Below are 18,200 nucleotides of genomic sequence, written 5' to 3' on the forward strand. Positions count from 1 at the left end.
GCGGCCTACGGCGCCCCGAAGGTCAGCCGTAGCTGTGGCGTCCCCTCGTTCGCCGCCGCCTCCGACGACCACAGCCACAGCGCGTCGGTCCCGGTGCTGGTCAGGGCGAGGCCGTAGGAGCCGCCCAGGGCGCCCGCGACGGCGGCCGTGTTCAGCCCGGTGGTGTGGACCGCCGAGCCGTCCGGGATCCCGGCGAAGCCGCCCAGTGCCGGAGCGCCGGTGCCCGGGCGGTTGTCGTACGTGGTCCCGCCCTCCGACCAGGCGCCGGTGACGGGGACGACCGAGACGGTGTCGGTGGTCCCGGCGCCGGCCATGGTGCTGGTCTTCACGCTCAGCGCGGCCGACTTGAGGACCTTCCCGGCGGGTGCGGCGGGCAGGTCGAAGCGCAGGTAGCTCGTGTACGGCGAGGTGCCGCGCACGGCGAGGGACCCGGAGGTCCCGTAGTTGGTGCCGGGGGCGCCCGCGTTGGCGTACGTGTCCTCGGCCGCGGTCAGCTGGACGACGGAGTCGGCCGGGGCGGAAGCCAGGGCGTAGTGGTGCTGCACCTGTGCCGCGCTCAGGACACCCGGGTAGACGGCGGTCTCGTCCAGCCGGCCCGCCCAGTGCTCGCTGGCCGGACGGTCCGGCCAGCCGCCGAGGCCGTCGAAGCCGGTGCGCCAGTAGCCCGTGAAGTTCTCGTGGGTGGTGACGTTCAGGGTGCCCTTCTGGACGCCGTCCACGTACAGGGTCATCCCGCCGGGGCCCTGGGTGGCGACGACGTGGTGCCACTTGTCGTCGTTGTAGGCGGCGGCGGTGGTGATGGTGCGGGTGGCCCCGGTGTACACGCCGTAGACCAGCCGGCCGTCATTGGTCATGTAGATGTGCTTGTCGTACCGATTGCTGCCGCTGGTCTGCTGGTTGCCGAAGCCGACGAGCTTGCCGCCGCGGGTGGTGTTCGTCTTGAACCACGTCTCGATGCTGTAGGTGCTCCCCACGCTCTGCCGCCTGTCGCCGTAGACGTGCGCGTTCGCGCCGTCGAAGCCGATCGCGGTGCTCGCACCGCCCACCGCCCCCGGTGACTGGCGCAGGGCGGGGCCGTTGTGGTGCGCGCCCGCCTGGTTGCCGGCGGCCGAGGAGTCGGCCGCGTACGGGAGGACCGCGTCGTCGTAACGCCAGTACAGCTGGGCGCCGTCCGCGCGGACCCGGCTCGGGTAGGCCTCGGCCGAGGCCGGGACCGTCACGCTCGCCGGAGCGGACGGGGCGCTGACGTTGCCCGCCGCGTCGGTGGCCGTCACCCGGTAGGTGTACGTCTGGCCGGCCTGGGCCGTGGTGTCGGTCCATGAGGCCTGTGGCCGCTTGAAGAACAGCGAGTCGGCGGTCACCGTGCCGGCCGGGGTCGCCGAGCCGTTGCGGTAGATCCGGTAGGTGAGCGCGCTGTCGTCCAGGTCGAGGCTGGTGCGCCAGCGCACCTGGACCTCGGCGGGTCCGAACGCCGCGGCGCTCGCCACGGGAACGGTGGGCGCGCCCGTGTCGTTGGCGGAGGAGAAGCGTGTCAGGCTCTGCTGCGCCGCCCCGTTGACGGTGGTGAACTCGCCGCCCACCCACAGGTAGGGGACGCCCGCCTTGGAGCCGACGGCCATCACGCGCGGGCCGATGCCCTCGCCGATGCCGTCGTTGGTGTCGGGGGACCATCCCAGCTTGCCGGTGCTGGTGGTCGGCTGGGCCAGCAGGTGGTGGCGCCGGCCGTCGGGGAACTCGCCCACGCTGGAGCAGTCGTGCGCGTGCGAGGCGCTGTAGAGCACGTTCTGGTACGGCAGGACGGCCTGGGTGGCGCCCAGACAGGTGTCGCGCCAGCGCTGGCCGAAGCCGGCCAGGTCGAGGGCGATCCGGCCGTCGAAGACCCCGCCGCCGGTGCCCTCGTTGGCGGTGTAGAAGCCGGTCGCGTCGGCGGCGATGTCCTTGACGACCGAGTTGGTCTCGATGAAGCCGGCGTAGGACTTGGTGAGGGCGCCGCTGGTGGAGTCGACGACGGCGAGCGCGTGGGTGTCCGTCCCGTTGACCCGGAAGAAGTCGCCGCCCAGCAGCACGTTCTTGCCGTCCGGGGTGACCTCGACGGCCCGGCCCGGCTCGTCCGCGTCGGCCCTGAAGGGGCGCAGCGCGCCGTCGGCGGCCGCGACGGCCGCGAAGCGCCCTCGCGGCTGGCCGGCGACGGTGAGGAAGTCGCCGCCCGCGTAGACGGTGTCGCCGGTGACCGCGACGGCCCGTACGGTGGCCGCGAAGGCCGGGCGGAAGGCCGGTTTCACGGTGCAGGTGGCCACGTCGATGGCGGCCATGCTGGAGACGGGGGTGCCGTTGACCGCGCCGAAGTAGCCGCCCGCGTAGAGCGTCTTCTTGTCCGGTGACACGGCGAGCGCGCGGACGGTGGCGGTACCGCTGCCGACGGTGAAGGACAGGTCACAGGAGGTCGGTGCGCCCGTCGCGGCGTCGAGCGCCGCGAAGTTGACCGCGGGACGCTCGCTGCCGCCCGCTCCGGCCGGCGGGCGTACGGCGGAGAAGGTTCCGCCGACGAAGACGGTGCCGCCCGCCTCGGCGAGGGCCCAGACCACCCCGTTGGGCTGCCAGGTGGGCAGCGGGTCGGCGGTGAAGGCCACGGGCGGGGTGATGGCCGCCGCCTGCGGGACGAGGCCGAGGCCGACGGCCGCGCCGGTGCCGGCCAGTGACAGGGCGAGAGCGGCCGCCAGGCCTCTGGATCTACGCATGAACCCCCCAGTTCGTTGTGCGTCGTACTGCTGTACCGCAGAGGTACCGGTGTTCTTCCGTACGGGCGCACCCTAGGACGGATCGCCGTCCCGGACACCACACTTGACGCATCGGATGTCGAACGCTCGGCGCCCCAGGGGGCGTTGGGGCCGCGCGGTGCGGGACGGGCGCGGTGAGGCGGCCCGGGCGGGAGGAGAGCCCGCGTCTGGAGGCGTCAATTCCGGGAAGCGCGGGCCATCCCTTTCACGCGCGGTCACCTGGCGAAAACCGCCCCGCGCGGGGCCGTGCGCCTCTACCGTGCCCTGAGGGGCAGGGCCGGTGACGGGAGGGCGGGGCTGATGGACGACGACGAAGACATGCGGCTGGCGAGGATCACCCCGGAGATATCGCGCCGCACCCTGGCGATGCTGCGCGGTCTCACCGGACTGGAGCCGCCCGAGCAGGTGCCGGAGGACGCCATGACGGTCGCCGACGCGATCCTCGACGACCACGGCACCGACGGCCTGCGCGTGCTGGTGATGACGCTGGCCGCCTGGGCGACGGCGCAGATCGAGAACGTCGCGGAACTGAGCGGGCGCAGCCACGAGGCGGTGCTCGACGCGATGGAGCTGGCCTGCCTGGAGGCCAACGCCGAGGAGTAGCGGCGACAGCCACCGGAAGGGTTTCTTCCGCCCGGGTGCGGGCGACGCTCCGGGGCGGCCCGGCCCGTCACCCGCCACCCTCGGTGGACGGCGGACGACCGAGGGTGCCCGCACCGCCGCACGTCCCCATCGGGGCCCGGGTCGGCGACACTGGGGGGACCAGAGGCTGGTGGGGGGTCGCGATCGGAGGCCGTCATGAGCACACCTTCCCCCATCCGGATCGCCGCCGTGCTGTCCGCCGAGCACCGCGGCCGGCTGATGTCGCACGCCCGTGAGGTCAATCTTCCCGAAGGGGCCCGGCTCTTCGAGGAGGGTGCCCCGGCGCTGACCTTCTGGATCGTGCGCTCCGGCACGGTGACCCTGGAGGTGCCGCTGCCCGGCCGCCGCACCCCCGCTCCCGTCGAGAGCCTCGGCCCCGGGGAGCTCGTCGGCTGGTCGTGGCTGTTCCCGCCGTACGTGTGGCAGCTGAGCGCCGAGGCCATGACCCCGGTGCGCGCCTACGAGTTCGACGGAGCGACCGTCCGGATGCTGATGGACGCCGATCCCGCCTTCGGCTCCGCGATCGGGCACTGGGTCGGCCGGGTCCTCGCCGTTCGGCTCCAGCAAACCCGCACCCGGCTCCTCGACCTCTACTCGCCGCGCACGGCGGCGGGGCGCTGAAGGCGCGGGCAAACCTTTCGCGGCAAACCTTTCGGGGAGGGTGTTCGGCCGTTTCCCGGAAACCTTCCCTCACAGGTCACCCCGAGGGAGGCCGGGCCAACACGGCTGCGGACTGCACTCACGCGCTTACGATCAGTGACGGAAAACAGCGGTACGTACGGGCGTTCCCGGCGCGGATGGGCAAGACTCGCGTCCGCTATCCGAAGCACCGACCCCGAGGAGTGTTCGAAATGCGGTCCATCACCAGGAGTCTGGGACTGGCTTCCGGAGCAATGGCCCTCACCGCGCTCACCGCGCTGGCGGGGACCGGAGCCGCAGACGCGGCGCCGGCCGGAGCGCAGAGCCTGTACTCGCCGTCCGCGCTCGTGGTCAGCGTCACGGCCGGGGAGGACGCCGTCCACGGGACGGTGCTGCGCGCGGCCACGCTGGTGTGTGCGCCGCGGCCTGGCGGCACGCACCCCGACCCGGCGGCGGCCTGCGCCGAGCTGCGGGCCGCCGGAGCCTCGCTGGACGCCCTGGCGGCGCCCCGCCCCGACACCGCGTGCACCAGGGAGTGGAACCCGGTGACCGTCACCGCCGAGGGCGTCTGGCAGGGCCGGCGGCTGAGCTACACGTACACCTTCGGCAACCCCTGCGGGCTGCGCAGCACCACCGGGGTGCTCTTCGGCGTCTGAGGACCGCCGCTCCCGGGCCGGGCGGCGCCGCGCGACCGCCGTCCGGCCCCGCGCCGGTCCCCCGCGGCGCCGGTCAGCCGAGCTCCAGGCTGGTGATCCCGTACAGCCCGGCCAGCTCCACCTCCGGCGCCGGGCCGGTGTACATGCGGGCCGTCTCGAAGGACGGGTCCAGCCCCAGCCCGGCCGCCACCGCGGCCGCGGCCGGGTTCGCGTCCGGCACGTCCACGGCCACCTCACCGCCGGGGGCGTGCTCCGCGAGCCGCCGCACGAGGGCGGCGGCCACCGCGGGCGTGGCGGCGTAGAGCGGGCCGATGCGGGAGGCGCCACTGCACGGGCGGACCACGCCGAGGCCCTCGATCCGGCCGTCCCGTACGGCCGCGAGGGCCGTCCGGCCCGGCAGCGAGATCCACGCGGAGAGGAAGGCGTCACGCGGTTCCGGGAAGAAGCGCCGGTCGTAGGCGGCGAGCCGGGCGAAGGGCAGCGAGCCCGCGTCGACGATCTCCACGCCCCCGTCCGCGCCGTCCGCGCCGGCCTGCGGCGAGCCCTCGTAGCGCATGGTGGTCCAGGCGGAACGGAAGCCGGACTTACGGTAGTTGCCCTGCTGCTCGACCACCCCGTCCAGTCCGACGAGCCGCCCGTGGAGCCGGTCCATCCCGGCCCGCCACAGCCGGATGCCGTACCCCTGGCCCCGTACGTCGGGACGGGCGATGTAGAAGCCGATGAAGCCGAACCCGGTGCCGTAACGCACGGCGGAGATGCACGCCACCGGCTCCCCGTCACGGCGCCCGACGAGGAAGCCGTCCGGGTCGGCCACCGCGAAGGCGAACCGGTCGCTGTCTCCCGGGTTCCAGCCCTCCAGGTCCGCCCAGGTGCGCAGCAGTTCCATGTCTGCGGCGCCCGCGCCGGTGATCTCGAATCCCGTCATGGCCGGTGTTGTACCAGAACGCCGGGCGTGTGCGCAGGAGCGCTATCCGGCCGTCAGCAGCTCGGCGAGGGCCTGCGGCCCGACCGCCGGGTGCAGGTCGCTGACCTGGCCGTCGCCCACCTCGACGACCCGCCAGACCCCGTCCTCGCGCAGCGCCAGGTCGGTGGTGACGAAGCGGCAGCCGAGCGCCCGGACGGCCTGCCGGACCGGTGCGAGGGCGGCGTCGGGGAGTACGGCGGCGTGCTCCGGGTGATCCGGGTGGGGGGTCACCAGCCGCGGTTCCCCGTCGCGCCACCAGACGCGGACCTCGGGGCCGGTGAAGCGCTCGAAGGCGCGCAGGACGATCCCGCCCGCGAGGAACTCCCCCTGGAGTTCGACGAAGCGGCTCACCACGCGGTGGACGGCGGGGCGGTCGGCGAGGTCGGGGAGGTGGCAGGCCTCGTGCCACTCGTGCTTGCGGGACTTCACGTAGTCCTTGACGATGCCCGCCCCGGCCGGAAGGGCCGCGGACAGGGCCGCGAGCCGGTCCCCGTCCGGAATCTCTCCCGGCGCGGCGGGCAGCCAGCGGCTGTGGGGGGTGAGCGAAGCGAACGTCTCGTACCAGCCGGGGAGTTCATGGGCCCGCCGGTAGGCCCCGGGGCTGACGGCCAGCAGGGCGCCGCGTCCCCGCAGGGCCGCGTCGAGGTCGGCGTACCGCTCGGCGGGGACCATCCAGCCCCGGTACCAGACGGCTCCGGCCCCGGCGGGGACCCGGGCCACCGCCCGCTCGGCGTCCCCGGCGAGCAGGGCGTCGTGGTCGACGAGCGCGACGGCCCCGCCGGCGGTGCGCAACTGCCGGGCCTCGGCCGCGAAGTGGGCATCGGCCCGGCGTTCGTGCAGCGGGTCGTGGCAGTACAGGACGGTGGTGGTCGCGTTCACTCCCCCACGATAGTGATCAGCCCGCGCAGATCACGTCGTCGAGCACGATCGGCCGGGAGTCGAGGCGGACGTACGCGGTGAAGGTGTCGGTGAAGCCGGAGTCCCAGGTGGTGGTGACGGTGGCCCAGCCGACTCCGGCGGTATGGGCGACCGTGGCCGGGCCGATGCCGATGTTCTGGGGGACGCCCCGGGCGCAGAGCACGACGTCGGCGTCCGGGCTGTGGGCCTGCTTCTCCTTCAGCTGCTGCGAGACCCGCTGGCTGCGGTCCCTCGCGGAGGGACCGTGGTCCCCGTAGAAGGCGGTGAGGAAGCTCGTGATCTCCTCGGGGGTGTGATGGTGCTGGCGGGACCAGCGGGGCACGGGGTCGGCGAGGGCGGCCGCCGGAACCGACGACGCGATCAGGGGGAACAGGGAGGCGGACAGTGCGAGCAGCACGGCGCCCGGGCGGTACGGGATGAGCGTCATGTCCGGTTTGTAGCCGCCCGCCCGCGCCAGTCGGCAGGGGCGCGGCGCGGGCTCACTCCGGTGGACGTGGAGATTCACCGCAGAAACGACCCTCCTCATGCGCCGACCGGCCCCGGGGAGGCAGCGCCGACGGGACCAGGGGCGGCAGCGGCCGAGCGGCGGGGCTTAATCCGGTCGCAGGGGCGTGCGGGTTCTGTCTAGGGTCGGCCCATGGGGAAGCCGCTCGTCGCAGTGTTCAGTGGGGCCGGGATGTCGACCGATTCCGGGATTCCGGACTACCGGGGGCCGCAAGGCCTGTGGCGGCGCGATCCGGAGGCCGAGAAGCTCGTCACGTACGGGTACTACATGGCCGATCCGGAGATCCGCCGCCGGTCCTGGCTCATGCGCTCCGAGCTCTGGGCTCTCGAGCCGCAGCCGAACGCGGCGCACCTGGCGGTGGCCGAGCTGGAGCGCTCCGGCACCCCGGTGCGGGTGATCACGCAGAACGTGGACGGTCTGCACCAGCTCGCCGGGATGCCGGCGCGGAAGGTGTTCGAGCTGCACGGGACGGCGAGGCAGGTGGTCTGCACCCGCTGCCACGCCCGGTCGGGCATGGCGGAGGCGCTGGCCCGGGTGGCCGGCGGGGAGCCGGATCCCGCCTGTCCCGCCTGCGGCGGGATCCTGAAGGCGGCGACGGTGATGTTCGGCGAGCGTCTCGACCCCGAGGTGCTCGCGCGGGCGGTGGCCGTGGCCAAGGGGTGCCAGGTCTTCATCGCCGCAGGGACCACCCTCCAGGTCCAGCCGGCCGCCTCGCTCGCCGGCATGGCGGCCGAGGCGGGGGCGCGCCTGATCATCGTCAACGCGGAGGAGACTCCGTACGACGCGCTGGCCGACGAGCTGATCCGCGAGCCGATCGGCACCGCCCTCCCGGCCCTCCTGGCCCGGTTCGCGTAACCCGCCCGGGCCGGGGCCCGGTGAAGCGGGTCAGGCGCCGGGCGAGACGGTCCGCGCCCGGCCGGGCTGGGCCGGGGACAGCTGGGCGGCGAGGCCGTCCAGGAGGAGGCCGAGGCCCAGCTCGAAGCCGCGGTCGTCGAGCGCGTCCAGGCCGGAGCCCGTGCCGGCCGCACCGGTGAGCGCGTCGGCCAGTGCCGGGTAGTCGGGGCGGTAGTCGGCGGGGGTACGGCTGAATCCCGCCGTGAAGGTTTCCAGCGCCGAGCCGAGGACCAGGTAGTCGACGGCGGCGGCCGCCTCGGCCGCCCTGGCCGGGGTGCAGCCCGCCCGGACGAGCGCGGCGAGCAGGGCGTCGTAGCCGCGCAGCGCCTTGTCGGCCTCGACCTGGCGCCGGGCCGCCGGGGCGATGGCGTTCGGGTGGCGGAGGTAGACCTGCCGGTAGCCGCGGGCGTAGGCGGCGATCCCCTCGCGCCACCGCGGGTCGTCCAGCGGGCTCAGGTCGATCTCCTCGTTGATCAGTTCCGAGACCGCGTCGAGCACGTCGTCCTTGGAGGCGACGTGGTGGTAGAGCGAGGCCCCGCGCACGCCGAGGCGGTCGGCGAGGGTGCGCATCTTCAGGGCCTGGGGGCCTTCCTCGTCGAGGAGTTCGAGGGCCGCGCGCGCGATGATCCCGCGGTTGAGCAGCGGCTGGTTGGGTCGGCCCACGGTGATCCCCCTCGTTTTCCGCCGCCAGGTTACCCGTAGGGAGGGGTTCCCAAGAGGTTCGGGCCGGGTTAAGGTCCCCGCATTCCCGATACCTAACGCCGTTAGATTTACGTTCCGGAGCGCTCCGGGCCCGCCCGGGTGCGGCCGCCCGCGTTCCCCCTCCTCCAGAGGTGCGCATGCCAGACCTTTCCCCCCTCGCCCCCGGCCGGGACGCCCCGCCGGACACCGACGCCGCCCGCTTGGGCGACCTGGGCTACCAGCAGGAGCTGCACCGCAGCCTCGGGGTCCTCGGGAACATCGCCATGGGCTTCGCCGTGGTCTCGCCCGTGGTCGCCCTCTACGCCGTCTCGATGGTCGGCACGATGATCGCCGGGCCCGCCTGGGTGTGGGCGCTGCCGATCGTCCTGCTCGGCCAGTGCCTGGTGGTCAACGTCTACTCAGAGCTGGCCTCGCAGTGGCCGCTGGCCGGCGGCCCCTACCAGTGGGGCCGCCGGCTGCTCGGCCCGTCGTTCGGCTGGATGAGCGGCTGGGTGTGGCAGTTCGCGGTGATGTTCGGCAACACCACCGTGGCGTACCTGGCGGCCCCCTGGGTCTTCGCCCTCATCGGGGTCGTGCCCTCGCCGGGCGCCCTGGTCGCCGTCGCCGCCGGGATCCTGGTGGCCTGCATGCTGGTCAACGCCTACGGGATCCGGATCCTGAGCTGGTTCGTCTCGCTGGGCATCGCCGCCGAGGCCATCGCCTCCGTGCTGGTCGGCTTCGCCCTGCTGCTGTTCTTCCGCGAGCACGGTTTCGCGGTGTTCGCGCAGACCCTCGGCGCCGAAGCGCTGTCCGGTGGATCGGCCCCGATGGCCTTCCTGGCCGTCCTCGCCGTCGCCGGGTGGGGCTTCATCGGGTTCGACGCCTGCGTCTCGACCGCCGAGGAGACCAAGGACGCCGGGCGCCAGGTGCCGCGGGCCATGTGGTGGGCGCTGCTCAGCGTCGGGCTGGTCGTCGTCCTCAACGCGATGGCGGTCGCGCTGGCGCACCCGGACCCGCGGGCCGTCGTCGCCGGCGAGGACCTCGACCCGGTGACCACCGCCGTGGTCACCGCCTTCGGCTCCTGGTCCGACAAGCCCTTCGTGGCGGTGGTCCTGATCGGCTTCCTCGCCTGCGCCATGGCCTCCCAGGGCGGCGCCGCCCGCGGGGTGTACTCGCTGGCGCGGGACGGGGTGTTCCCCTTCTCCCGCCAGGTCCGCAGGGTCAACCGGCGCCGGGCCCCCATCGGCGGCCTGATCGCCTCCACCCTGGTCAGCTGCACCGGTCTGCTGCTCGGCCTGAACGCCACCGCCATCGGCAGCCTGATCGCCTTCGGCACGGCGGCCACCTTCCTGCCGTTCTTCCTGGTCAGCCTGGCCGCGCTGATCGCCCGGCTGCGCGGTACGTGGGTCCCGTCGGGGCACGTCCGGCTCGGGCGCAAGGGCACCTTCCTCAACGTCCTGGCCGTCCTCTGGACCGCCTTCGAGGTGGCCAACGTCTGCTGGCCACGGGCGATCCTGGCCCCGCCCGGAGCTCCCTGGTACCAGATCTGGGCCGGGCTGCTCGGCACCGGCGCGGTCATCACCGCCGGCCTCGTCTACCTCGCCGTCAAGAAGCCGCAGGACACGCTGCGGGCGGCCCGGGCGCGCGAGGAGCGGGCGACGGGCGCTCCCGTCGGCGAACTCGCCGGCGAAACCTCCTGACCCGCGGCGGGTGTCCTGCGGACCGCCACCGGACACCCGCCCGGCCCCGCGAACTCCCCGACAGCACAAGGAGATATGTCATGCACCTGCCACGCATGAGCCGGCGCGGATTCGGCGCCGCCGCCCTCGCGGCCGCCGCCCACCCCCTCCTCGCCGGTCCGGCCCCCGCCTTCGCCGCGGACGCGCAGACCAAGGGCGACGAACTCCACCACGCTCCCGCCGAATGGGAGCCCCACTCCGCCTGCGTCATGGCCTGGCCCTGGGACCGGACGGCCGGATGGGGCGCACTGCTCGGCGACGTCCAGGACGAGGTCGCCGGCATCGCCCGGGCCGTCGCCCGCTTCGAACCGGTCGTGATGGTCGCCGAACCCGGGCAGGGGGCCCAGGCGCGGGCGCGCTGCGGCAGCTCGGTCACGGTGACCGAGTACCCCGTCAACGACTGCTGGGCCCGCGACACCGGCCCCGTCTTCACGGTCAACGACGCGCGGACCCGCTCGGCCGGCCTCGACTTCCGCTTCAACGGCTGGGGCGAGAAGTACCCGTACGACAAGGACGACTTCCTGCCCGTCGGCGTCTGCTCGTACCTGGGCGTCCCCCGGCAGCCCGTCGACATGGTCCTGGAGGGCGGGTCCGTCATCACCGACGGCCAGGGCACCCTGATCACCACCGAGGAGTGCCTGCTCCACCCCAACCGCAACCCGGGAATGACCCGCGCGCAGATCGAGGCCGCGCTGCTGGCCTCGTACGGTGCGAGCAAGGTGATCTGGCTGCCGTACGGCCTGGCCGGCGACGACATCACCAACGGACACGTCGACCTCGTCGCCGCCTACCTCGGGCCCGCCAGGCTGCTGCTGCACACCCAGCCGGACATCGCCAGCCCCAACCACGACCGGATGGCGGCCAACAAGGCATTGCTGGACGCCGCGACGGACGCGCGCGGGCGGCCGTTCCAGCTGGTGGAGCTGCACCACCAGCCGCACTTCCGGCACAACGGGCTGATGGTGCGGACGTTCAGCTACACCAACTACTACGAGACCAGCGGGAACGTCGTGGTACCGACCGCGGGCGAACCGGCGGACGCCCTGGCGCTCGCGCAGTTCGCCACGCTCTTCCCGGGCCGCCAGGTGGTCGGCGCCCCGGCCCGCAACCTGGCCTGGGGCGGCGGCGGCGTCCATTGCGTGACACAGCACGTCCCACGCGTACGCTGACCGCCGCCCGGCACCTCCGCCGGGACGCCCCCTAACCCGCGTCGGCCGCCCTGCGCATCTCGGCCACGTCCAGCTTCTGCATCCGCAGCATGGCGGCCGTGGCGCGGGCGGCACGGTCCCGGTCCTCGTCGTCCAGCAGCTCGATGGCGCCGGGCGGGACGACCTGCCAGGAGACTCCGAACCGGTCCTTGACCCAGCCGCATGCGGATTCCCGGCCGCCGTCACTGGTCAGCGCGTCGTAGTAGTAGTCCGCTTCCGCTTCGTCGGAGCAGTGGATCTGGAAGGAGACCGCCTCACTGAAGTGGAACTCGGGGCCGCCGTTGAGCGCGACGAACTTCTGGCCGTTGATCTCGAACTCGACGACCAGCACCGAACCGGCGGGCCCCGGGCCCGCCTCGGTGTAGCGGGAGGTCCGCAGGATCCGGCCGCCCTTGAAGACGGAGAGGTAGTAGTCGGCGGCGGCCTCCGCCTCGCCGTCGAACCACAGACACGTGGTGAAGCCCTGGGTGGTCATGACTGCCTCCGGACGGGTGGGTGAGGGGGCGGGAACGCCGTCCCTCACATACAGACCGGTCCCGCGCCCGAAATTCATCGTGGGCGCGGGACCGGTCCGTACGTTCACCCGTGCGGGCTACATCTCCAGCATGCGGTCGACGACCCGCTCGGCGGCGCGGCCGTCGTCGAGGTCGCAGAACTCGGCGCGGAAGGCGGCCCGCGCGGCGGCGTACTCGGCGCCCACCGCGTCGGCGTCGCGCACGGCCTCGATCAGGCTCGCCGAGTCCGCAAGCAGCGGGCCGGGGGCCTTCTCCTCCAGGTCGAAGGTGAAGCCGCGCAGGGTGTCGCGGTAGTGCTCGAGGTCGTACGTGAACAGCAGGATCGGGCGGTCGGTCAGCGCGAAGTCGAAGAGCGCGGAGGAGTAGTCCGAGATCAGGACGTCGGCGACCAGCAGCAGGTCCGTGGTGTCGGGCCAGCGCGAGACGTCGACGGCGAAGCCGTCGCGCACCCCGTCGCGGAGCTGCTCGTTCACCCGGTAGTGGCCGCGGACCAGCAGGACGTGGTCCTCGCCCAGCTCACGGCGTGCCGCGTCCAGGTCGATGCGCAGGTCGAGCTTGTAGCCGCCGCTGAAGCCCTCGCGGTTCTCGCGCCAGGTGGGCATGTACAGGACGACCTTCTTGCCCTCCGGCAGGCCGAGGCGCCGCCGGACCTCCGCGATCCGCTCGGCGTCCGGGCGCACGAGGGCGTCCGTGCGCGGGCTGCCGAACTCGACGACCTCGCCCTGGTAGCCGAGGGCCCGCTTGAGGACGGAGGTGGCGTAGGAGCTCGGGGAGGCGAGCAGCGTCCACTGGGCGCTGTCGTGCTCCAGGCCCTCCAGCACCTCGGGGCTGGTGTAGTAGTCGTGCGTGTAGTCGTAGCCGATCTGCTTGATCGGAGTGCCGTGCCAGGTCTGTACGACGGTCTGGCCGGGGCGGCGCGTGAAGTGCGACGGCACGCTGTCGTTGACGACGTAGTACCGGGCGCGGGCCAGCACCTCCCAGGCCTCCAGGCTGTCGTACTGGACGGCGCGCGCGGTCGGCGGGACCTCGGCCCGGCCGTCGCGGACCAGCCAGATGTGCTCCAGCTTCTCGCCCCGGCGCAGCAGTTCCTCGTGGATGGCGCGGGGGGAGTCGCCGGCGGCGTGGCCCTGGAAGGTGTCGTAGACGACCATGTCCTTGACCGGCAGCCGGCGCTGGGCCGGGTAGGTCTCGTCGCGGGCGATGCGCTGGGCGTGGCGGGAGCGGTCGCGCGGGCTCAGCAGCGGGTCGCAGACCAGGACCATGCGGTCGCGCAGGCGTGCTTCGATCCGCATCCGGCGGCCCAGGACCGTGACGGCGTGCGGGCCGGAGCCCAGAGCGGGCGCGATCAGCTGGACGGGGGCACCGCGGTCGACGCCGAGGAGGCCCGCGGTGGTGCCGCCCTGCGCGATCGGGCGCAGGGTGGGCCACCAGCGGCCCTGCGGGATGGTGGTGCGGCCGGCGTAGGGCTCGGGCAGCACGGGCTCGAAGGAGGCCTCGAAGCGGTCGCCGTCACGGGTGACGGGGTAGCAGAACTCCGTGCCGTGCTGGTCGTGGAAGACCAGTTCGTACGCTTCGTCCGCGCCGGCGTCCGGAGCGACGAAGGTGCCGCTCAGGGTCAGGGTGCCGTCGCGGGCGGTGACGGCGTCGACCAGCGGCGGGCTGGGCTGGACGGAGAGGACGAGCTCTCCGCTGATCCCGCGCTTGGCGAAGACGGCGCGCTCTCCGGCGGTGCCGGGGAGCGGTACGGCGAGCCCGGCGAAGCCGCCGCGCTCGTCGTGGGCCAGGGGGTGGCTGGTGCCGTCGGCGCGGACCACGGTGAGGTTCCACGGCTCGGGGCTCCAGCCGCCGGGCTGCGTCTCGGCGGCCGGCACGGCTGCCAGCTCGGCGAGCGGGACGACCGCGGTGAAGGCGGTCCGGCCGCCGGCGGTGGTGGCGCCGGTGGTCAGCGGGACGCTGAAGGACGTACCGGTCAGGGCGTGCTGGGCGTGCAGGGTGGCGCCGGCACCGACCTCGGCGGCGAGCTCGCCGACGAGTTCGAGGTCCTCGTCGTGGCGGCGGACGTCAAGGACGCGGGCCCGGACGATCTCGACGCGGATGGTGAGGGCGCCCGCGACGGTCGGCAGGATGCGGACGTCGGGGGTGGCCCAGTGGGCGGGCGGGGTCATTCCGCTGTCGTGCTCGCCGCCCCTGAGGCGGGCCCGGTGCAGGCCTCCGGCCCCGGTGACGGCGATGGAGGTGGTCCATACGCCCTCGTGCCACTTGCCGCCCGACTGGAAGGCGGTGGGGTCGACGACGGCGGTGAAGCCGGCCCAGTCGGCGTGCCGCAGGGCGAGGTGCGGGGTGTTCACGGTGGCCATCGGGGAGGCGACGGTGCGGGCGCCGACGACGGTGCGGCGGCGCTTGCCCTGCTCGCGGAAGACCAGCATCTTGCGCGAGCCGAGGCGGCTCTCGGCTCCCAGGTGCCCGGGCACGGCGTAGCCGCGCAGCAGCAGCTTGCCGTCGCTCCAGGCCGCCTGCTCGAGGCGGCTCACGACGCGGCGCTCGCGCGGGCCGAGCGTCAGCAGCTTGGGGGGCACCGGCGCCTTGAGGAAGGGGTAGTCGGCCTGCGGGCGGGCCAGTCCCTTGACCGGCACGCTGTAGCTGTAGTCGCGCTGGTGGTGCGTGAGGGCGATGAACTCCTCGACGCGGCCCTCGCGGGCCAGGTAGGCCTTGAGCCGGTCCGCGACCGTCAGGTCGTTCCAGGGGCCGGTGCCGATCTCCCGGATGAGGCCGCCGACCTCCTTGACGAAGGCGGCGCGGAAGTCGGGGCCGCCCTCGCCGACGTACTTGTAGATGAGGGGCAGTTCCTCGCTGAGCACGTTGTGGTCGTACTCGCGCAGGTAGCGGGCGTACTTCTCGCCCGGCTTGGCGAGCAGGGCCTCGCGGACCAGCCGTACCGAGGTGACGCGGTCGATGACGGAGACCGGGTCGGTGGAGCGCTGGGTGATGGAGCGCTCGCCGGTCTCACGGACCCGCCAGTGGTAGACGACGTCGCTGATGACGTCGACGCTCTCGGCGAAGTAGTGCGCGGGGATGCTGACCGGGGCGTCCTCGTAGAGGATGCCTTCCGGGTACTGGAAGCCGTGCTCCTCCCAGAAGCTGCGGCGGTACACCTTGTTCCACGCGGTGCGGTCGGTGACCAGCGGCGGGAACTTCGAGATGTGGGTCTTGGGCCGGTCGTTCGCGAATGCGACGCGGTGACCCCAGGACTGCTGCATGCCGACGGAGCGGAAACGGGTGACGTTGCCGGCCGCGAAGTCGGAGCCGGTCTCGTCCAGGGAGTCGATCATCCGCTGGTAGGCGTACGGCGGCATGGTGTCGTCGCTGTCGACGAAGGCTATGTACTCGCTGCCCGCCGTCGCGTGCCGGAAGCCCACGTTCCGCGCGGCACCGAGGCCGGCGTTCTCCTGGAGGACCACCCGGAACCGTTTGTCACGCTCAGCGAAGGCCTTGGCGATCACCGCACTGGTGTCGGTGGACCCGTCATCGACGATCACGACCTCGAAGTCGGCGAACGTCTGAGCTGCTATGGATTCCAGGCACTCGTCGAGATAGAGCTCGACGTTGTAGACGGGTACGACGATGCTCAGGCGCGGGGGCATGGGTGACGGGTTCTCCAGCGTTTTTGGCTTTATCGACGGGCTCGAAGATCAGCTGATTACAGCATCTTACTCTGTAACAGGATGATAAAGTCCGCCCATCCCGGACATATCCCCAGGTCCGCCGGGGCGGACGGCAAAGAATTCCGCCGCCCGCCACCGCGCCGTCACGGTCCCGAGGCCTCCGTCAGATGTCCAGATCGGCTTCGATCTTCTTCAGCTGCAGCCGGGCCATGGCCAGATTGGCCCGGCCGCGGTCGAGGGCGAGGTACAGGAAGAAGCCCTCGCCGGCCCGTCCCTTCAGCAGCCTGATCAGGTGGTACTGGTTGCCGAGCGTGATCAGGATGTCCTCGATCTCGTCCTTGAGGCCGAGCATCTCCATCGTGCGGACCTTGGCCCGGACCACGTCCGTGTTGCCCGCGGCGGCCACCGCCAGGTCCAGGTCCTTGCTCCCGCCGACGGTACCCAGGGGCATGCCGCTGCCGTAGTCGACGAGGGCCGCGCCGAGGGTGCCCTCGATGCCGGCGGCTTCCTTGAGAGCGGTCTCCACATTGATCATGGGATTCTTCCTCTTTCTGCAGTCGCCCGCACCGAGACGGGCCGGGGGATTCGCTTTCGCGTCTTACTCGTGTGCTCTCGAGAAGGTCAGGGGTGCTCCGGGGCGCGCTCCGAGGGGACGGCTCCCGCGGGCGGCGCCTCGGGGCCGCGCCGGCCGAGGCTGTGGTCCATGAGTTCGGTGATGCGCAGGGTGGAGCGGCGGGCCTCCAGGTGGAGACGGCCCACGTTGACGCGCGGCTCCGCGATCAGGGTGAGGACGGCCGAGTCCCCCGCGGCGTAGGTGGCGACGTACCCGTGCTCACCGCGCACGAGCAGCTCCCGGAAGCCGCCCTGCCCGGTGCAGTCGCTGAGCCGCTGGGCCACACCGAGGGCGGCCGCGGTCAGCGCCGCGAGGGACTCGGCCTCGGCCGCGGCGCTCTCCTGGGCGAGCACCAGGCCGTCGGCGCTGGCTGCGAGCACCCCGGTGAGCTGGGGTACGCGGGCCCGCAGCCGCCGGAGCTCGGCGAGTACGTCGGCTTCGGCCCCGGCGGGCAGCATCGGTGGGGTCATGTCGGCCTTCCTCTCTCCGGGGCGCCTCTCCTCGGACTGCCTGCGCTCGGAGCGGTCGGCTCGCAGGACCGGTCGCAGCGGGAGCCTCACAGGCTTGCCTCCAGTGCGTCGCGTAACCGGCGGAGCAGTGCCACGTCCGGGGGGTGGGCCTGGGTCATCCAGTCGGGCAGGGGTCCGGGGGCCGGCGCGGCGGGCGGCGCCGTGGCGTGCGGGGTCTCGACGAGGCCCGCGGCCGCGAGTCTTCGTATGTCGAGCAGGGTGTGGAAGGCGGGCCGGCCCAGCACCCACGCGAGGTCGGCGGGGGTCCGGACGCCGTCCGCCTGTTCGAGCAGGAGCCTTTGCCGGGCGGTGACGGTCTGCCCCGGGGCGGCCGCCCTGGGCACCACCGGGGAGACGTCGAGCAGGGGGTAGGGCCACACCGCGTCCAGCAGTTCGCGGCGGCGGGCGGTTTCCCGTTCCACGGCGGCAGCCGGAACGGAGCGGACCGGGCCGATCCAGTGGGTGGCGCCGCGGCGGAACCGCGAGGGGCCGCTGCCCGGGGAGAGCGCGAAGAAGGCCGCGTCGAAGATCGCCGCGAGGTGGCAGATCTCCAGTTCGCCCCCGGCCAGCCGGCCGTTGTCGACGAGGAAGCGGCCCACCTGGCAGCGGGCACCGGCCTCGTTCACGGCCTCGGTCCAGCGCTCGGGAGCCAGACCCCCGCCGGTGGTGAGCAGGACGTCGAGACCCGGGGTGGCGGGGCTCTCGGCGTGTACGATGCGGCCGTCCTCCAGGAAGAGGGTGCCCCGGTCGCGCAGCAGGGCGCCGGTGGCGCGCTCGGCGGCGAGCCGCGTGAGCAGCGGGGAGACGGCGGTGGCGGTGGTCATCTCAGGACCAGTCCTTCGGCGAGGGCGCGGAGTCGGTGCCGGGCGAGGGCGAGGTTGCCGTCGGTGCGGTCGAGCCACAGGTGCAGGAAGACGCTGCTGTCGAAGCTCGTCTCGACGAAGCGCAGCACGTGGTAGCCGGTGCGCGTGGTGACGATCAGGTCCTCTACGGGCGGGCCGGGGGCGCCCGCGCCGTCCGGCGCGGGCGCGAAGGACTCGTACTCGGCCGCCGCGCGGGCCAGTTCCGCGGTCTCGGCTGCTGTGGTCTCATGGTCGCCGACGGGCGAGTCACCGGCGGTGCCGAGGGCCAGCCCGCTGCTCCAGTCGACCAGCGCGGCGCCCCGCGCACCGGGCAGGGCCATGGCTTCGAGCAGGCATTCGTCGATCCCAGGCACCGCGGGCTCCCCTCCCGGCCGGACGTGCTGATCGCACGGTCGTACGGCGTGACAGAAGGGAA

17 protein-coding genes are annotated in these 18,200 nt (G+C 73.2%); 6 read left to right on the top strand and 11 right to left on the bottom strand.

Translation table 11 applies throughout. From position 1 onward, the window contains the following. Nucleotides 1-5: 5 nt before the first annotated feature. On the bottom strand, nucleotides 6-2,738 hold the full coding sequence (locus tag ACZ4WZ_RS01240) for a DNRLRE domain-containing protein (RefSeq protein WP_467883833.1): 2,733 nt from the start codon (nucleotides 2,736-2,738) through the stop codon (nucleotides 6-8). 339 nt (nucleotides 2,739-3,077) lie between these two features. Between ACZ4WZ_RS01240 and ACZ4WZ_RS01245 the strand changes: the two genes are divergently transcribed. From ACZ4WZ_RS01245 to ACZ4WZ_RS01255, 3 genes are all read left to right on the top strand, one after another. Beyond that, nucleotides 3,078-3,380, top strand: a complete 303-nt coding sequence (locus ACZ4WZ_RS01245; protein ID WP_467883834.1) for a hypothetical protein — start codon at nucleotides 3,078-3,080, stop codon at nucleotides 3,378-3,380. Nucleotides 3,381-3,575: 195 nt separating this feature from the next. Beyond that, nucleotides 3,576-4,040 (top strand): Crp/Fnr family transcriptional regulator, encoded by a 465-nt coding sequence (locus ACZ4WZ_RS01250; RefSeq protein ID WP_467883835.1) that lies wholly within the window; start codon nucleotides 3,576-3,578, stop codon nucleotides 4,038-4,040. A gap of 230 nt (nucleotides 4,041-4,270) precedes the next feature. Further along, nucleotides 4,271-4,714: a subtilase-type protease inhibitor gene (locus tag ACZ4WZ_RS01255; RefSeq protein ID WP_467883836.1), complete on the top strand. Its 444-nt coding sequence runs from the start codon at nucleotides 4,271-4,273 to the stop codon at nucleotides 4,712-4,714. Nucleotides 4,715-4,787: 73 nt separating this feature from the next. Here the strand turns inward: ACZ4WZ_RS01255 and ACZ4WZ_RS01260 are convergent, their stop codons facing one another. The 3 genes from ACZ4WZ_RS01260 to ACZ4WZ_RS01270 are packed head-to-tail and all read right to left on the bottom strand — an operon-like array spanning nucleotide 4,788 to nucleotide 7,023. After that, nucleotides 4,788-5,639 (bottom strand): GNAT family N-acetyltransferase, encoded by an 852-nt coding sequence (locus tag ACZ4WZ_RS01260; protein WP_467883837.1) that lies wholly within the window; start codon nucleotides 5,637-5,639, stop codon nucleotides 4,788-4,790. A gap of 42 nt (nucleotides 5,640-5,681) precedes the next feature. Then, the gene (locus tag ACZ4WZ_RS01265; RefSeq protein WP_467883838.1) at nucleotides 5,682-6,557 is read right to left on the bottom strand and encodes an ATP-grasp domain-containing protein; all 876 of its coding nucleotides are present in this window, start codon (nucleotides 6,555-6,557) and stop codon (nucleotides 5,682-5,684) included. A gap of 16 nt (nucleotides 6,558-6,573) precedes the next feature. Next, the gene (locus ACZ4WZ_RS01270; RefSeq protein ID WP_467883839.1) at nucleotides 6,574-7,023 is read right to left on the bottom strand and encodes a hypothetical protein; all 450 of its coding nucleotides are present in this window, start codon (nucleotides 7,021-7,023) and stop codon (nucleotides 6,574-6,576) included. 210 nt (nucleotides 7,024-7,233) lie between these two features. On the opposite strand from ACZ4WZ_RS01270, the gene ACZ4WZ_RS01275 reads away from it, so the two are divergent. Beyond that, on the top strand, nucleotides 7,234-7,956 hold the full coding sequence (locus ACZ4WZ_RS01275) for an SIR2 family NAD-dependent protein deacylase (protein WP_467883840.1): 723 nt from the start codon (nucleotides 7,234-7,236) through the stop codon (nucleotides 7,954-7,956). 30 nt (nucleotides 7,957-7,986) lie between these two features. Here ACZ4WZ_RS01275 and ACZ4WZ_RS01280 read toward each other — a convergent pair whose 3' ends face one another. Beyond that, the gene (locus tag ACZ4WZ_RS01280) at nucleotides 7,987-8,658 is read right to left on the bottom strand and encodes a TetR/AcrR family transcriptional regulator (protein WP_467883841.1); all 672 of its coding nucleotides are present in this window, start codon (nucleotides 8,656-8,658) and stop codon (nucleotides 7,987-7,989) included. Nucleotides 8,659-8,834: 176 nt separating this feature from the next. On the opposite strand from ACZ4WZ_RS01280, the gene ACZ4WZ_RS01285 reads away from it, so the two are divergent. Together ACZ4WZ_RS01285 and ACZ4WZ_RS01290 are read left to right on the top strand one after the other, a co-directional pair. Further along, complete coding sequence (locus ACZ4WZ_RS01285) at nucleotides 8,835-10,376, top strand: APC family permease (protein ID WP_467883842.1); 1,542 nt, start codon at nucleotides 8,835-8,837, stop codon at nucleotides 10,374-10,376. 80 nt (nucleotides 10,377-10,456) lie between these two features. Beyond that, nucleotides 10,457-11,584 (top strand): agmatine deiminase family protein, encoded by a 1,128-nt coding sequence (locus ACZ4WZ_RS01290; protein WP_467883843.1) that lies wholly within the window; start codon nucleotides 10,457-10,459, stop codon nucleotides 11,582-11,584. A 31-nt stretch (nucleotides 11,585-11,615) separates the two neighbouring features. Here ACZ4WZ_RS01290 and ACZ4WZ_RS01295 read toward each other — a convergent pair whose 3' ends face one another. From ACZ4WZ_RS01295 to ACZ4WZ_RS01320, 6 genes are all read right to left on the bottom strand, one after another. Beyond that, complete coding sequence (locus tag ACZ4WZ_RS01295) at nucleotides 11,616-12,098, bottom strand: VOC family protein (RefSeq protein WP_467883844.1); 483 nt, start codon at nucleotides 12,096-12,098, stop codon at nucleotides 11,616-11,618. 117 nt (nucleotides 12,099-12,215) lie between these two features. After that, nucleotides 12,216-15,779: a bifunctional glycosyltransferase/CDP-glycerol:glycerophosphate glycerophosphotransferase gene (locus ACZ4WZ_RS01300; protein ID WP_467883845.1), complete on the bottom strand. Its 3,564-nt coding sequence runs from the start codon at nucleotides 15,777-15,779 to the stop codon at nucleotides 12,216-12,218. A gap of 184 nt (nucleotides 15,780-15,963) precedes the next feature. Next, entirely contained in the window at nucleotides 15,964-16,335 is a 372-nt protein-coding gene (locus ACZ4WZ_RS01305) for a hypothetical protein (RefSeq protein WP_467883846.1), read from the bottom strand. 86 nt (nucleotides 16,336-16,421) lie between these two features. Further along, nucleotides 16,422-16,871 carry a roadblock/LC7 domain-containing protein gene (locus tag ACZ4WZ_RS01310; protein WP_467884201.1) on the bottom strand — a complete coding sequence of 150 codons (450 nt, stop codon included), beginning with the start codon at nucleotides 16,869-16,871 and terminating at the stop codon, nucleotides 16,422-16,424. A 98-nt stretch (nucleotides 16,872-16,969) separates the two neighbouring features. Continuing rightward, nucleotides 16,970-17,746, bottom strand: a complete 777-nt coding sequence (locus tag ACZ4WZ_RS01315) for a transcriptional regulator (protein WP_467883847.1) — start codon at nucleotides 17,744-17,746, stop codon at nucleotides 16,970-16,972. After that, nucleotides 17,743-18,138, bottom strand: a complete 396-nt coding sequence (locus ACZ4WZ_RS01320) for a hypothetical protein (RefSeq protein ID WP_467883848.1) — start codon at nucleotides 18,136-18,138, stop codon at nucleotides 17,743-17,745. Before ACZ4WZ_RS01320 ends, ACZ4WZ_RS01315 begins: the two co-directional genes overlap by 4 nt. Nucleotides 18,139-18,200 lie beyond the last annotated feature (62 nt).

This window comes from Streptomyces sp. NPDC029122, from assembly GCF_055569445.1.

What these genes read in the sequence shown, in the direction of transcription:
- ACZ4WZ_RS01240 (WP_467883833.1), bottom strand. Translation starts at nt 2,738, where the DNA reads ATGCGTAGATCCAGAGGCCTGGCGGCCGCTCTCGCCCTGTCACTGGCC.
- ACZ4WZ_RS01245 (WP_467883834.1), top strand. Translation starts at nt 3,078, where the DNA reads ATGGACGACGACGAAGACATGCGGCTGGCGAGGATCACCCCGGAGATA.
- ACZ4WZ_RS01250 (WP_467883835.1), top strand. Translation starts at nt 3,576, where the DNA reads ATGAGCACACCTTCCCCCATCCGGATCGCCGCCGTGCTGTCCGCCGAG.
- ACZ4WZ_RS01255 (WP_467883836.1), top strand. Translation starts at nt 4,271, where the DNA reads ATGCGGTCCATCACCAGGAGTCTGGGACTGGCTTCCGGAGCAATGGCC.
- ACZ4WZ_RS01260 (WP_467883837.1), bottom strand. Translation starts at nt 5,639, where the DNA reads ATGACGGGATTCGAGATCACCGGCGCGGGCGCCGCAGACATGGAACTG.
- ACZ4WZ_RS01270 (WP_467883839.1), bottom strand. Translation starts at nt 7,023, where the DNA reads ATGACGCTCATCCCGTACCGCCCGGGCGCCGTGCTGCTCGCACTGTCC.
- ACZ4WZ_RS01275 (WP_467883840.1), top strand. Translation starts at nt 7,234, where the DNA reads ATGGGGAAGCCGCTCGTCGCAGTGTTCAGTGGGGCCGGGATGTCGACC.
- ACZ4WZ_RS01285 (WP_467883842.1), top strand. Translation starts at nt 8,835, where the DNA reads ATGCCAGACCTTTCCCCCCTCGCCCCCGGCCGGGACGCCCCGCCGGAC.
- ACZ4WZ_RS01290 (WP_467883843.1), top strand. Translation starts at nt 10,457, where the DNA reads ATGCACCTGCCACGCATGAGCCGGCGCGGATTCGGCGCCGCCGCCCTC.
- ACZ4WZ_RS01295 (WP_467883844.1), bottom strand. Translation starts at nt 12,098, where the DNA reads ATGACCACCCAGGGCTTCACCACGTGTCTGTGGTTCGACGGCGAGGCG.
- ACZ4WZ_RS01300 (WP_467883845.1), bottom strand. Translation starts at nt 15,779, where the DNA reads ATGCCCCCGCGCCTGAGCATCGTCGTACCCGTCTACAACGTCGAGCTC.
- ACZ4WZ_RS01305 (WP_467883846.1), bottom strand. Translation starts at nt 16,335, where the DNA reads ATGATCAATGTGGAGACCGCTCTCAAGGAAGCCGCCGGCATCGAGGGC.
- ACZ4WZ_RS01310 (WP_467884201.1), bottom strand. Translation starts at nt 16,871, where the DNA reads ATGCTGCCCGCCGGGGCCGAAGCCGACGTACTCGCCGAGCTCCGGCGG.
- ACZ4WZ_RS01315 (WP_467883847.1), bottom strand. Translation starts at nt 17,746, where the DNA reads ATGACCACCGCCACCGCCGTCTCCCCGCTGCTCACGCGGCTCGCCGCC.